General features: G+C 75.1%; 3 protein-coding genes. All 3 read right to left on the bottom strand.

Annotated features, from left to right (window positions below; genetic code table 11):
• A partial coding sequence (locus IE97_RS39550; protein WP_030250679.1) for a non-ribosomal peptide synthetase occupies positions 1 to 3,756 on the bottom strand: 3,756 nt, incomplete at its 3' end.
• A 59-nt stretch (positions 3,757 to 3,815) separates the two neighbouring features.
• Positions 3,816 to 7,007 carry a non-ribosomal peptide synthetase gene (locus tag IE97_RS39545; RefSeq protein ID WP_051705249.1) on the bottom strand — a complete coding sequence of 1,064 codons (3,192 nt, stop codon included), beginning with the start codon at positions 7,005 to 7,007 and terminating at the stop codon, positions 3,816 to 3,818.
• Complete coding sequence (locus tag IE97_RS0135630; RefSeq protein ID WP_030250675.1) at positions 7,004 to 14,989, bottom strand: non-ribosomal peptide synthetase; 7,986 nt, start codon at positions 14,987 to 14,989, stop codon at positions 7,004 to 7,006. Before IE97_RS0135630 ends, IE97_RS39545 begins: the two co-directional genes overlap by 4 nt.

Here is a 14,989-nt window from a genome sequence, read left to right as displayed (position 1 = left end):
CCCCGGGCCCCGCCCCTCACAACGCGCCGCATACGCCCGCCCCAGATCACGTGCCAGCGGCCCCATCGACCAGCCGTCGCCCGCGATGTGGTGCACCACCAGGGCGAGGAGGTGTTCGTCGGGGCCGGTCGCGGTCAACCACGCCCGTAGCGGCGGCTCCTCCGCCAGGTCGAACTCGTGGGTGGCCGCCTTGTGCGGCAGCTCCCGCGGGACCGCCTCCACCACCCTGAGCAGTTCGCCCGCCTCGGCCATGCCGAGCACCCGCTGGTACGGCTCACCCTCGGCCTGACCGATCACCGTCCGCAGGCTCTCGTGCCGCTCGACCACGTCGCGCAGCGCCGCCGCGAGGGCGGCGATGTCCACGGGGCCGGTCAGCCGGACCGTCAAGGGGATGTTGTACGTCGCCGAGCGGCCGGACAGCTCCCCCAGGAACCAGAGCCGCTGCTGGGCGAAGGACACCGGAAGCCGGGCGGGCCGGTGCCGGACGGCGCGTAGGGGTGGGCGCGGCCTGCCGCCGGTGCCGGGGAGTTCGCGGGCCAGCGCCTCCACCGTCTGCGCCGCGTACAGCTCCGCCATACCCAGGTCGACGCCGAGTTCGGTCCGCACCCGGCTCACCAGGCGGGTCGCGAGCAGCGAATGCCCGCCCAGGGCGAAGAAGTTGTCGTCGATCGTCACCTCGGGCAGGCCGAGGATCTCGGCGAACAGCGCGCACAGGGCGTGTTCGCGCGGGGAGCGGGGGGCGCGGCCGCCGGAGGTCGCGGCGATGGGGCCGGGATGGGGCAGGGCCGCGCGGTCCAGCTTGCCGTTGGCGGTGAGCGGCAGCGTCCGAAGGAGCACGATCGCGGACGGCACCGCGTGGTCGGGGAGGACGGTCCGGGCGTGGCGGAGGATCGCCTCGGTGTCCACGGGCTCCGGGGCACCGTCGGGGGCCGGTTCCGGGCGGTCGGCGCGTTCCGGAACGACGTATCCGATCAGGTTCTTGTCGCCGGAGCCGTCCTCCTTGACCGCCGCGACCGTGCGCGCCACGTCCGGGTGACCGAGCAGCGCGGCCTCGACCTCGCCCAGCTCGACGCGGAAGCCGCGCACCTTCACCTGGTCGTCGACGCGGCCCGCGAACTCCAGCTGCCCGTCGGGCAGTCGGCGGGCCAGGTCTCCGGTGCGGTACATGCGCTCGCCCCCGGCTCCGTACGCCGCCGCGTACGGGTCCGCCACGAAGCGCTCCGCGGTCAGGCCGGGGAGGTGGGCGTAGCCGCGCGCGAGGCCGGTGCCCGCCACGTACAGCTCCCCGACGACGCCGGGCGGTACGAGGGCCAGGCGATGGTCGAGGACGTAGGTGCGCATGCCGTCCATCGGGCGGCCGATCGGCACCGTGTTCGGGACGCGGTCCGGGTCCCCGGTGAAGGTGCCGAGCGTGCTGAAGGCGGTTGTCTCGGTGGGGCCGTACGCGGCCGTGACCACGGTGTCCGGGCAGGCGCGCAGCACCGCGCGGACCCCGGCGGCGGAGACGACGTCACCGCCGGTCGTCACCTCGCGCAGCCCCTTGAAGACCTCCGGTTCCTCCTCCGCCCAGACACGGAAGAGGCCGGCGGTCGCATGGAGCCGGGTCAGGCCGTGCCGGGCGATGTGCTCGGCCACGGCCGCGCCGTTCAGGGGACCCGGCGGGGCGATCACCACGCGGCCGCCGTGGGCGAGCGTGGCCCAGACCTCGTAGGTCGACGCGTCGAAGGCGTGGTTGGCGTGGAAGAGCACGGCGTCCGGGGCGCCGTCGCGCCGCCACGGCGGGTGGGCCGCGAACGCCGCCACGGCCGCGTGCGGTGTCACGACGCCCTTCGGCCGGCCCGTCGAGCCGGACGTGTACATCACGTACACGGCGTTGCCGGGGTGGACGGGGGCGGGCGGCGGCGTCGGGTGCGTACCGCCCTCGTCGCGGTGGGCCGTCGCGTCGTGGCCGGCGGTGACGTCGAGGAGGGGGATGCCGGTGTCCGGCGGGAGTTCGGCGGTGCCGTCGGTGAGCAGGAGGACCGGGCGCGTGTCGTCGAGGACGAGGCGGGTCCGTGCCGGGGGTGTTTCGGGTTCGAGCGGGACGTAGCCGGCGCCGGTCTTGAGGACCGCGAGGAGCGTCACGACGAGGTCGGCGGAGCGGTCCATGACGACCGCGACCAGGCGTTCGGGGCCCGCGCCACGGGCGCGCAGGCGCTGGGCGAGGCGGTCGGAGAGGGTGTCGAGGTCACGGTAGGTGAGTTCGGTGTCCGCGAAGACGAGCGCGGTCGCGTCCGGGCGCTGCGCCACGCGCGCCGCGAACAGCCCTGTCACCGTGTCCGGCCGGGCGGCCGGGCCGCGGGTGCCGTGCCCTTCGGCCAGGAGGAGTGCGCGCTCGGCCGGGGCGAGGAGGTCGAGGGCGGCGACCGGCCGCCGCGGGTCGTCGGCGGCGGCGGTCAGGAGGCGGACGAGGCGCTCGGCGATGCGCCGGGCGGTGTCGTGGGTGTACAGGTCGGTGGCATGGCAGAGGGTGCCGGTGATGCCGGCCGCCCGGCCGTCGGCGTCGTGCCGTTCGGTGAGGTCGAAGGAGAGGTCGAAGTGGGCGGCGGGACTGTCGAGCGGCAGCAACTCGACTTGAAGATCGGGAAGTTGGGGTGCCACGTCGGTGAATTTCTGGAAGGCGAGCATCACCTGGAACAGCGGGTGGCGGGACGGCGAGCGCGCCGGGTTCACGGCCTCCACGAGCCGCTCGAACGGGATGTCCTGGTGTGCGAGCGCCGCCAGGTCCGCCTCCCGTACGCGCTGCACGAGGTCCGTGAACGTCGGATCGCCGCTCGCGTCGGTGCGCAGCACGAGGGTGTTGACGAAGCAGCCCACCAGATCGCTCAGGGCGTCGTCGGTGCGGCCCGCCACCGGTGTGCCGACGGTGATGTGGTCGCCCGCGCCGAGCCGGGACAGCAAGGCCACCAGCCCGGCACACACCACCATGAACAGGCTCGCGCCCAGCTCGTGGGCGACCTCGGTGAGGTGGCCGTGCAGCTCCGGGCCGAACTCCAGCGGGACCGTGCCGCCGCGCCGGCTCGCGACCGGTGGGCGGGGCCGGTCCGTGGGCAGGGTCAGTTCCTCCGGCAGGCCCGCCAGCCGGTCCCGCCAGTGGGCCAGCTGGCGGGCGGCGAGACTGTGCGGGTCGCCCTCGTCGCCGAGCAGTTCGCGCTGCCACAGGGTGTAGTCCGCGTACTGCACCGGCAGCGCCTCCCACTCGGGGGCGCGCCCCTCGCGTCGTGCCGCGTAGGCCTGCCCGAGGTCACGCAGCAGCACGCCCATCGACCAGCCGTCGGCCGCGATGTGGTGCACGACCAGGGTGAGGAGGTGCTCGTCCGGTCCGATCCCGCACAGCCACGCCCGCAGCGGTGCCTGCGTCGTGAGATCGAACTCGTACGTGGTGAACTCGCCCGGGACCACAGCGGGTTCGGGTCCGGCTCCGGCTCCGGGTTCGGTCTCGTCCCGGGGGCTCGTGGCGGTCGGTGTCACGTCCGTCAGGAGCTCGCCCACGTCGTCGGTGTCGAGGATCACCTGGCAGGGCTCGCCCTCGTGCCGCCCGATCACGGTCCGCAGGCTCTCGTGCCGCTCGACCAGGTCCCGCAGCGCCGCCGCCAGAGCCGCCCGGTCCAGGACCCCGGTCAGGCGCAGGGCGAGCGGGATGTTGTACGTGGCCGAGCGGCCCTCAAGCTGCCCGGTGAGCCACAGGCTCCGCTGCGCGAACGATAGGGGGATCACTCGGGGTTCTCCTCTGTGCCGGGTGCGGTGTACGGCGCCACGTGCGGTGTCCTGGCCGGTCAGCGCATGCGCCGCAGGGCGGGACGCCGCGGCGCGGCCGTGGTGGGCTGCTTCAGCCGCGGCTCCAGGGACGCCACCGTCGGGTGCCGGAACAGGAGCCGAAGGTCGAGGTCCACGCCCAGGGCGGAGCGGACCCGGCCCGCCAGGCGCAGGCTCGTCAGGCTGTCGCCGCCGAGCGCGAAGAAGCTGTCGTCGATGGTGACCTCGGGCAGCGCGAGCACCTCGGCGAACAGGTCGCACAGGGTGCGCTCACGCTCCGAGCGCGGCGCACGGCCGCCGGCCGCCGTGGCCCGCCCGGGAGCCGGGAGGGCCGCGCTGTCGAGCTTGCCGTTGACCGTCAGCGGCAGGGTGTCGAGTACGACGACCGCCGAAGGCACCAGATAGCCCGGGAGGCGCTCGGCCGCCGCCTCGGTCACCCGCGCGGCGTCGACCTCGTCGCGGGCGACTCCGCGGGCGGGCACCACGTACGCGACGAGTCGCCGGTCGCCCGGGCGGTCCTCGCGGACCACGACCGCCGCGTGCCCGATGCCTTCCTGCTCGCCGAGTACCGCCTCGACCTCGCCCGGCTCGATGCGGAAGCCGCGCACCTTCACCTGGTCGTCGGTGCGCCCGGCGAACTCCAGCTGCCCGTCGGGCGTCCAGCGCGCCAGGTCGCCGGTGCGGTACATGCGCTCGCCGGACAGTCCGTACGCCGCCGCGAACGGGTCCGCGAGGAAGCGCTCGGCGGTCAGGCCGGGGCGGTGGGCGTACCCGCGCGCGACGCCCGCGCCCGCGAGGTACAGCTCCCCCACCGTGCCGGGCGGGGCGAGGCCGAGGGCGCCGTCCAGGACGTAGGCGCGTGTGCCGTCCAGGGGGCGGCCGATCGGCACCGCGTCCGGGACCCGGTCGCCGGGGGCGAACGTCCGGCAGGTGGCGAAGGTCGTAGTCTCGGTCGGCCCGTACACGGCGACGACAGCGGTTCCCGGGCACGCGTCCAGCACGGCACGCAGTGGCTCGGGCGGCACCCGCTCGCCGCCCGTCCACACCTCCCGGAGTCCCGCGAAACAGCCCGCCGCCTGCTCGGCGAGGACCCTCAGCAGGCCGGCCGTAAGGAACATCCCCGTCAGCCCGTGCCCGGCGACCAGCTCCTCGACGCTTGGCGCGGTCAGCGGGCCGGGCGGTGCGACGACGATCCGGCCGCCGTTGAGGAGCGGCACCCATATCTCGTACGTGGACGCGTCGAAGGCGTGGGAGGAGTGCAGCAGGACCCGCTCGTGCGCGCCGCCGCTCAGTTTCGTGTCGGCCGCGAGGGCGATCACGTCCCGGTGCGTGACGGCGACGCCCTTGGGCACGCCCGTCGAGCCAGAGGTGTAGATCACGTACGCGAGGGTGTCCGGGTGGGCGGGCGTGGCGTGGCCGCGTGCGGTGGCCGGGCCGAGGGCGCGCGGTGCCGCCCCGTCGGTGAGCAGGACGCTCGCGCCGGTGTCGGCCAGGACGAAACGGCGCCGTTCCTCCGGCCAGCGCGGGTCGAGCGGCACGTAGGAGGCGCCGGTCCGCACCACGGCGAGGAGCGCCACCACGAGGTCCGCCGAGCGGTCCATCGCGACGGCCACCCGGCGCTCCGGGCCCGCGCCGCACGCGACGAGCTCGCGGGCCAGCGCTTCGGCGCGCGCGTCCAGTCCCCGGTAGGTGAGGCGGGTGCTCCCCTCCTCGACGGCCACCCGGTCGGGGGTTTTCGCCGCCCGGGCGGCGAAGAGGACGGGCAGCGTGGGGGCCGGCTGCCGCCCGGGGCCGGCCGGGGGCGCGCCCCGGGCCCAGTCGGTGAGGACGCGCTCGCGTTCCTCCTCGGCCAGGACGTCCGTCCGGGCCACCAGGCGCCCGGGGTCCGTCGCCATCGTCCGCAGGATCCGGACCAGGCGGTCCAGGAAAACGCGCGCCGTGGCGGCGTCGAAGAGGTCCGCGCGGTGCTCCAGGCGCAGTCTCAGCCGGTCACCGGGGTGCGTGATCAGGGCCAGCGGGTAGTGCGTGCCTCCCTGGTCCCGCGTGCCCGTGATGCGCGGACCGGGGACGTCCGGGTCCACGGGCGCGAGGCCGACCGGATAGCTCTCGTGGACGACGACCGTGTCGAACAGTTCGCCGGTGCCCGCGAGACGCTGGAGCTCGGCGAGTCCGATGTGCTGATGGTCGATCAGCTGTGCCTGCCGCGCCTGAAGTCGCGCGCAGACGGCGGCCAGGCTGTCGCCGGGTGCGGTCCGCACGCGCACGGGCACGGTGTTGATGAGCAGCCCCACCATGTCCGCGACACCGGGGAGTTCCGGTGGCCGCACCGACACGACGCTGCCGAACACCACGTCGTCCCGCCCGGTCAGCTTGTGCAGGAGGACACCCCAGCCTCCCTGGACCAGAGTGCTCAGGGTGACGCCGTGCGCGGCGGCGCACGCGCGCAGCTCCCGGGTGAGGCGCTCGGGGAGGTCCATGGTGAGGTGCGCGGGCGCCTGAGGTGGCCGGTCGGCGCGGGGCACCCGCCGGTCCTGCCCGGGACGGGCCGCCGTCGACAGACGTGTGGGCTCTTCGATCCCGGCCAGTGCCGAGGACCACGCCGCCCGGGCGGCGTCGTGATCCCGTTCCGCGAGCCAGGCGAGGTAGTCGCGGTAGGGGCGGACCTTCGGCAGGTGCGCCGGGTCGCCGTGGTGCGCGTAGAGGGTGAGCAGTTCCCGTACGAGGACGGGCAGCGACCAGCCGTCGAGGAGGATGTGGTGGTAGGTGAGGGTGAACAGGTGCTCCTCGTCGGCGAGTCGGAGGAGGGTGCAGCGCAGCAGAGGCGGGCGGATCAGGTCGAACCCGCGGTCGCGCTCGTCGGCGAGCAGCCGGTCGGCCGCCGCCTCCCGTGCGCGCGGCGCGTCCGCGCCCCGGCCCGTGTCCCGCAGGTCCCACTCCTGCCACGGGGTGTCCACGTCGGCGGCGACGACCTGGACGGGCCGGTCGAGGTCCTGGTGCAGGAATCCCGCGCGCAGGTTCGCGTGCCGGCGCAGAAGGGCCCGGCAGGCGGTGCGCAGCAGGCCGTGATCGACGGTGCCGGCCAGGCGCAGGGTCAGCTGCACGCCGTACCCGTCCACCGTGCCCGCAGGGCCCGTCGTGCCGTGCTGGGCCTGGTACAGCAGCCCTTCCTGCAATGGTGTCAGCGGCAGGATGTCTTCGATGTCCGCGCTCACCGCGCTGTCCTCCAGGTGTGTTCGAGCCGCTCGATCTGCTCCTGACTGAGGGAGACCAGGCCCAGGTCGGACGGGGACCGGCCGCCCGCACCCGGCCGCTCCGCGTGGCGGGCCAGGCTCCGCAGAGCCTCCAGCCACATCCGGGCGAGTCGGGCCACCTCCGCCTCGGCGAGCAGGCCGCCGGGCCAGGAGAGGGTGGCGCGCAGGCGCGGTCCCGTGCCGTGGTCCTCGACGAGCGTCGTGATCTCCAGTACGTGGGACAGGGCCAAGCCCGGTGTGCCGTGCGGCGGTCCCTGCGGGGCGGCGACGGGGCGCCAGGGGGTGGGCGCGAGGGAGTCGGCGACGGCGAGTCTGCCCAGGTGGTTGAAGAGGATCTGCGGGCGGGCGAGCGCGGCGAGCGTGTCCGCCGTGTCGCTGTTCAGGTGGCGCAGCAGGCCGTGGCCGACGCCGTTGTCCGGCACCGCCCGCAGCTGTTCCTTGACCCGTTTCAGCGCGGCGCCCAGCGCGGGGCCTGCCGCCCGGATGCCGTCCCGGTTGCCGTTCTGGTCGGTGTCGGTGCCGGTGTCGTCGTCGGTGCCGGTGTCGTCGAGGCCCGCGTCCAGGCGCACGGGGTGCAGGGTGGTGAACCAGCCCACCGTGCGGGACACATCGGCGCCGGGCACGAGTGACGCCTCGCGGCCGTGCCCCTCCACGTCGATCAGCACGCTCCCGCCCCCGGCCCTCCCTCGGTCGCGGCGCCATGCGGCGAGGGCGACGGCGAGGCCGGTGAGAAGCACGGTGGGCACGTCGGTGCGGAAGGCGGCGGTCACCCGGTCCAGGAGCGGTTCCGTGTCCGCCGCCCGGAGGGTCACCGTGTGGGAACGGGCGGTCTCGCCCAGGTCGGTCCGCGGATCCAACGGGCGTTCGCCCAGGGGTGGTTCGGTCTCCTTGAGAACTGCGGTCCAAAAGGGCAGCTCCGCCAGCCGTTGCGGCGTCCGCGCCTGTGCCACGAGGGCGGCGGCCCAGCTCCGCAGGGAGGTCGGCACGGGCGCCAGTGCCGGCCGATGCCCCTCGGTGACGGCCTCCCAGGCGGCGGCGAGGTCGGCGAGCAGGATGCGCCAGGACACCGCGTCGACCGCCACGTGGTGGGCGGTCATGAGGAGTTGGCCGCTCCGCTCGCGGCCCGCGTCGAACCACACGGCCTGGAGCACGACCCCCTCGCGCGGCCTCAGGCGGCCCGCCGCGGCCGGAGCCTCCGCGGCGACGCGCTCACGCAGCCCCGCGTCGTCCGCCCCGGCCACGTCGACCCTGCGCAGACAGCGGGCCGCGTCGACGGTGCCCGCCTCGCTGATGTGCGGGAGCCACCGCGTACCGTCGCCGCCCAGGCGCATCCGCAGGGCGTCATGGTGGTCGAGCAGGGCCCGCAGCGCCGTGGTGAGACCCGCCTCGTCCAGCTCAGGCGGGGTCCAGACCAGCACCGACTGGTGGAAGCCGTCGACCGCGCCACCGCGCTCGCGGAGCCAGTGCATGACGGGCGTCGGCAACAGGTCACCCGTTCCCGGCTCGGGGCCGGGCCCGGTGGGCGTACTGTCTTCGGTCAGGTCGCCTGCCACGTCGGCGAGTTCCGCGACCGTCGGGCAGCGGAACACGTCGCCGGGCGTGAGTCCGATACCGGCCGCGCGTGCCCGGCCGACCAGGTCGATCGAGAGGATGCTGTCGCCACCGAGGTCGAAGAAGCCGTCGTCGACGGTGACCGGGTCCACCGCGAGCACCTCGGCGAACAGCGCGCACAGCGTCCGCTCGCGGGCCGTGCGAGGGCCGCGGCCGCCGGGTGCGACGGTGAATCCGGGGGCCGGCAGCGCCGCGCGGTCGAGCTTGCCGTTCGCCGTCACCGGCAGGGCGTCCAGGACGACCACGGCCGCCGGCACCATGTAGTCGGGCAGCAGCTCCCGCACGGAGCGCCGCACGTCCACCGGCTCGCACGCGTCGCCGTCGGTCCGGTCGGCGGCGGTGGGCACCACATAGCCGATGAGCCGGGGCTCCCCGGGACCGTCCGCCCGGACCACCACCGCGGCCTGCGCCACCCCGGGGTGGCGGAGCAGGGCGGCCTCGATCTCGCCCGGTTCGATGCGGAAACCGCGCACCTTCACCTGGTCGTCGACGCGTCCGACGTACTCCAGCTGCCCGTCGGGCCGGCGGCGCGCCAGGTCGCCGGTGCGGTACATGCGCTCACCGGACAGCCCGTACGTCGCCGCGAACGGGTCCGCGACGAAGCGTTCCGCCGTCAGCCCGGGCCGCCGCACGTAGCCGCGTGCCAGTTGCACGCCCGCCACGTACAGCTCCCCCACCACGCCCGGCGGGACGAGGCCGAGGCGGCTGTCCAGGACGTAGAGGCGGGTGTTGGTGACGGGTTCGCCGATCGGGACGGGCCCGGCGTTCGTCGCGTCGGCGGGCCGGCAGTCCCAGGCGGTGACGTCCACCGCGGTCTCGGTCGGCCCGTAGAGGTTGGTCAGCGGTGCGTCGACGGTGGCGAAGAAGTCCGCCTCCAGCTCCCGGGACAGGGCCTCCCCGCTGCAGAACACCCGGCGCAGCGGCGAGGGTTCACCGGCGCGCGGTGCCCGCAGGTAGGCCTGGAGCATCGACGGCACGAAGTGGGTCACGGTCACACCGCGCTCGCGGATCACATCGGCCAGGTAGTCCGGGTCCTTGTGCCCCTCCGGTTCGGCGACGACCAGCGTCGCGCCCTGCGTCAGGGGCCAGAAGAACTCCCAGACGGACACGTCGAAGCTCGCGGGGGTCTTCTGCAGCACCCGGTCGCCGGGGGTGAGGGGGTAGCGCTGCTGCATCCAGGACAGGCGGTTGGCGAGGCCGTCCCGCGTCACCATGACGCCCTTGGGCCGCCCCGTCGAACCGGACGTGTAGATCACATAGGCGGGGTGGTCCCCGTGCGGGAACGGCGCCGGGGCGGGCTCGTGAGGACCGGCCGGGTCCCCGGGTCCGTCCCGGCCGGATTCGTCGAGGTCCGGTCCGTCCAGTACGAGCAGCGGGCAGCCGGCGTCCGGCAGTCCCGCGACAAGCGACTCGCGTGTCACGACGCACATCGGGGCCGTGTCCTCGGCCATGAACGCGATGCGGTCCGGGGGAAGGTGCGGGTCCAGCGGCAGGAAGGCGGCACCGGTCCTGAGGATCGCCAGGAGCGTGACGATCAGCTCGGTCGACCTCGGCAGCGCGATGCCGACGACGTGTTCGGGGCCCGCGCCGAGCCGGGCCAGGCGGCCGGCCAGACGGTCCACCCGGGCGTCCAGTTCGCGGTACGACAGCTCGGTGTCGCCGAAGACGAGCGCGGTGGCCCGCGGCGTGCGGGCCACGTGGGCGGCGAAGAGGTCCGGCACCATGACTTCGGGGAGCGGGCCGCGGGTGTCGTGCCGGCCGGCCAGCAGGCCGGTGCGCTCGGCGGGTTCGAGGACGTCGATGCCGCTGAGCGGAAGGTCCGCGTCGGTGGTCACCGCGTCGAGGAGGCGCACCAGGCGCCGCGCCACGGCGGCCGCCGTCCGCTCGTCGAACAGGTCACGGGCGTACTCGACCGTGCCGCTGATTCCGGCGGCCGCGCCGTCCGCCGCGAAGTGTTCGGCGAGTTCGAAGGAGAGGTCGAACTTGACGGCGGGCGCGGCGAGCGGCTCGCGCCGCACGCGCAGCCCGGTCAGTTCCGGCTCGGCGTCGGGCACGCTCTGGAAGGCGAGCATCACCTGGAACAGCGGGTGCCGCGCCAGCGACCGGGGCGGGTTGAGTGCCTCGACGAGCCGGTCGAAGGGCAGGTCCTGGTGGGCGAACGCCGACAGGTCGCCCTCCCGCACTCGGGCGAGGAGTTCGCGGAAGGTCGGGTCGCCGGAGGTGTCGGTGCGCAGCACCAGCGTGTTGACGAAGAAGCCCACCAGGTCGTCGAGGGCGTCCTCCGCACGCCCGGCCACGGGCGCCCCGAGGGGAATGTCCTCGCCCGCGCCGAGCCGGGTCAGGAGCGCCGCGACGGCGGCCTGCACGACCATGAACACGCTGGCCCCGGCGTCGCGGGCCAGCCGCCCGAGCCGGTCGTGCAGCGGCGCGTCGACGACGAGTGGCACGGAGCCGCCCCGGTGCGAGGCGGCCTGCGGGCGCGGCCGGTCGTAGGGCAGGGCCGGCTCCTGCGGAAGCCCCCGCAACGCGTCGCGCCAGTAGGCGAGTTGGGATCCGGCGAGGCTGCCGGGGTCGTCCGGTTCGCCCAGCAGTTCCCGCTGCCAGAGCGTGTAGTCCGCGTAGCTCACGGGCAGCGGTGGCAGGTCGGCGGGGCTCCCCGCACGGCGGGCCGCGTACGCCGCGGACAGGTCCCGCACCAGTGGCGGCACCGACCAGGCGTCGCCCGCGATGTGGTGGACGACCAGGAGCAGGACGTGCTCGTCGGGGGCGACACAGAACAGCGTGGCGCGCAGGGGCACCTGGCGGGTGAGGTCGAAGCCGCGGGCGGCCTGCGTGGCGAGCAGCCCCGGCAGCTCGTCGGGGTCCGACTCGACCACGGTGAGCGGCGGCCGGCCCGCCCGGCCGTTCAGGATCCGCTGGTGGGGCCGGCCGTCGGGCCCCTGGGGGAAGACGGTGCGCAGGGGCGCGTGCCGGTCCGACACGTCGGCCAGCGCCCTGGCGAGGGCGGGCCGGTCGAGCGGCCCTGAGAGCCGCAGGGCCAGCGGCATGTTGTAGGTCGCGTTCGGGCCCTCCAACTGCGCCATGAACCACAGGCGGCGCTGGGCGTAGGACAGCGGCAGCGGATCGTGCGGGGACGCGGGGGGCGCGGGCTCCAGCGGCGGCCGGACGCGTTTCGCCCCCGCCAGGTCCTGGGCCAGCGCGGCGACCGTCGGCGTCTCGAACAGGGTCCGCATCTCGAGTTCCAGGCCGAGCCGCGAGCGCACCCGGCCCGCGAGGCGTGTGGCCGTCAGCGAGTGCCCGCCCAAGTCGAAGAAGCTGTCGTCGATCCCTGCCCGCTCGACGCCGAGGACGTCGGCGAAGAGCTCGCACAGCACCGCCTCCAGCGGGGTGCGGGGCCCCCTCCCCGGCGTCGGCGTGCCGAAGTCGGGCACGGGCAGGGCGGCGCGGTCGAGCTTGCCGTTCGCGGTGATCGGCAGGGCGTCCAGGACGACGACGGCCGCGGGCACCATGTAGTCCGGCAACTGCCGGGCCAGCGCGGCGCGCAGCTCTCCGGGGTGCGGGGCGCAGCCGGAGCCGGCCGTGCCCGCGGGCACGACGTACGCGACGAGCCGTTTGTCCACCCCGTCCCGCTGCCGCGCCGAGCCGGGCGCCGCCGCCGGTGCGCCGGAGTCCGTCACCAGGGCGACCGCCTGGCCCACCTCGGGGTGGCGTCTGAGCGCCGATTCGACCTCGCCGGGCTCGATGCGGAAGCCGCGCACCTTGACCTGGTCGTCGGCGCGCTCCAGGTACTCGAGTGCGCCGTCCGCGCGCCAACGGGTGATGTCTCCCGTGCGGTACATGCGCTCGCCCGGTCCGCCGAAGGGGTCGGCCACGAACCGTTCGGCGGTCGTGGCGGGACGCCGCCAGTAGCCGCGGGCCAGGCCCGCGCCCGCCAGGTACAGCTCGCCCGGGACGCCGATGGGGACGGGGCGCAGCCGGGCGTCCAGGACGTGGGCGCGCGTGTGGTCCATGGGGCGGCCGATCGGCACGGCCTCGGGCACCGGGTCGGTGGCGGTGAACGGGATGTGGGTGGCGAAGGCGGTGGTCTCCGTCGGCCCGTAGGTGGAGCGGATCACCAGGTCCGGGCAGGCCCGCTGCAGGGCGCGGACGGCGTCCGCGGAGACGATGTCGCCGCCGGTGGAGATCTCCCGCAGCCCGGCGAAGATGTGGGGTGCCTCCTGGGCGAGGACCCGGAAGAGACCGGCGGTCGCGTGGAAGTTGGTGGCCCGGTGGGTGGTGATGAGCCGTCCGATGTGTGCGGCGGTGGGGGGCCCGGCCGGCGCCACGACCACGCGTCCGCCGCGCAGCAGGGGCACCCAGAGTTCGTACGTCGAGGCGTCGAAGGCGTGGTTGGCGTGGAAGACCACGCACTCGGCGACGGCGTCGCTCCAGCACCGGTCGAGCGCGAAGGCGGCCACGCCCGCGTGGGTGACCGCCACGCCCTTGGGCCGACCGGTCGACCCGGAGGTGAACATCACGTACGCCAGAGCGTCCCCCGGCACGTCGGTGCCGAGATCGGCCGACGGCCCGGTCCCCGCCCCCGGACCGACCTCGATCACGGGCAGGTTCCCCGCCACGTCCCCGTGTCCCTCCGCCGAGGCGTCGACGAGGAGCAGGCGCGCCGCCGTGTCGTCGAGGATCTGCCAGGACCGCTCCCGGGGGTGGCCGTGGTGCAGCGGCACATAGCCCGCGCCGGCCTTCAGGGTCGCGAGGATCGCCACCACGAGGTGCGCCGAGCGCTCCATGAGCACCCCCACGAGATCGCCGGGCCGGACGCCCCGCGCGACGAGGAGCCGGGCCAGCCGGTTCGCCCGTTCGTTCACCTCTGCGTAGGTGAGGGTCTGTTCGGCGTCGACCAGCGCCGTGTCCGCGGCGTGGAGCGCGGCCCGGCGCTCGAAGAGCCGCGCGAGGCTCTCCGTCGGCGGGGGCGCGTCCGGGCCGGGGTCGCGCCACGCGTGGAGCAGTCGGCGCTCCTCCCCGAAGAGCACGTCGAGGTGGGCCACGGGCTCGTCGGGGGTGCGGGCGAAGGCGTCCAGGCAGGCGGTGAAGCGGTCGCGATGCAGGGCGAGTTCCGTCTCGTCGTACACGGCGGGGTTGGCTTCGAGTTCGACGAGCACGCCACCACTGCCGTCCTGCGTACCGACGGCGACGACCGACAGGTCCTTGACCGGACCCGTCATGACCTGGTGGCGGGTGACGCGCAGGCCGGCGAAGGCCGGTTCCTCCTCGAAGGCGACGGTGTTGACGGACACCGCGTACAGGTCGTTCGAGACGCCCAACAGGCCCAGTTCCGCGCGGAGTTCCTCGCTCCGGTAGCGCTGGTGCCTGATCGCGTCGCTGACGCGTCCGCGGGTCTGGGCGACGAGCTGGGAGAACGTCGTCGTGGGGCCGAGGGTGAGGCGCAGCGGCAGCACGTTCACCGCCATGGACGGGGTGGCCGCGGCCGCCCGTCCCACGCGGGCGGCCAGCGGCAGTCCGACGACCACCTCGCGCGCGCCGTCGAGCCGGTGCAGATACGCGGCGGTCGCGGCGACGACGAGCAGCGACCAGCGGCCCGCGGCGCCCGGCACCGCCTCCAGGAGCCCGCTCACCCGCTCCCCGGACAGCCGTACGGCGCTGCGCAGCACGGCTGCCGAGGGCGCGGCGGTGCGTCCGGCGAGGGTGACGGGGGCGGGTGGCTCACCGAACTCGCGCAGCCAGTGGGCGCGGTCGCGCGCGTGGCGCGGGGAGAGGCGGTACTCCGCGTCCTCGGCGAGGAGGCGGTCCAGGGAGGCGAAGGGCCCGGTGCCGGGGTCGCGGCCGGCCGCCAGGGCGCCGTAGAGGTCCGCGAGGCGGCGCAGGTAGAGGTTCTGGCCGTAGCCGTCGAGGACGATGTGGTGGTAGCGCAGGTGCAGCCAGGCCCGGTCGTCGGCCAGCCTGAGCAGGGTGTGCGCGGCCAGCGGACCGCGCCCGGGGTCCATGGAGGTGGCCAGGTCGCCGTCGGTCCAGGCACGGGCGGCGGCTTCCGCGCCGGCGGGTTCCGCGCGCAGGTCGACGACGGGCAGCGGGTCCTCGGGGAGGTCCGCGATGCGCAGGCGCAGTTCGTCCTCGTACACGACGAACCGCGCCCGCAGGCTCTCCGCTTCCGTGAGCGCCCGCCGCACGGCCGCACGCAGCGCCGGGACGTCGAGGTGACCTTCGAGGACGAGGCGGACACCGCAGGTGTACAGCGTGCTGTCGGGGTCCAGCTGGTGGGCCAGCCAGATGCCCTGGTGTGCGGCGCTCGCGGTCCGGTACGCGTTCGGGTCTGACAC

Source organism: Streptomyces sp. NRRL S-455, from assembly GCF_000717875.1.
In the GTDB taxonomy this organism is placed as follows: domain Bacteria; phylum Actinomycetota; class Actinomycetes; order Streptomycetales; family Streptomycetaceae; genus Streptomyces.
This window is presented reverse-complemented; position numbering and strand designations above follow the sequence as displayed.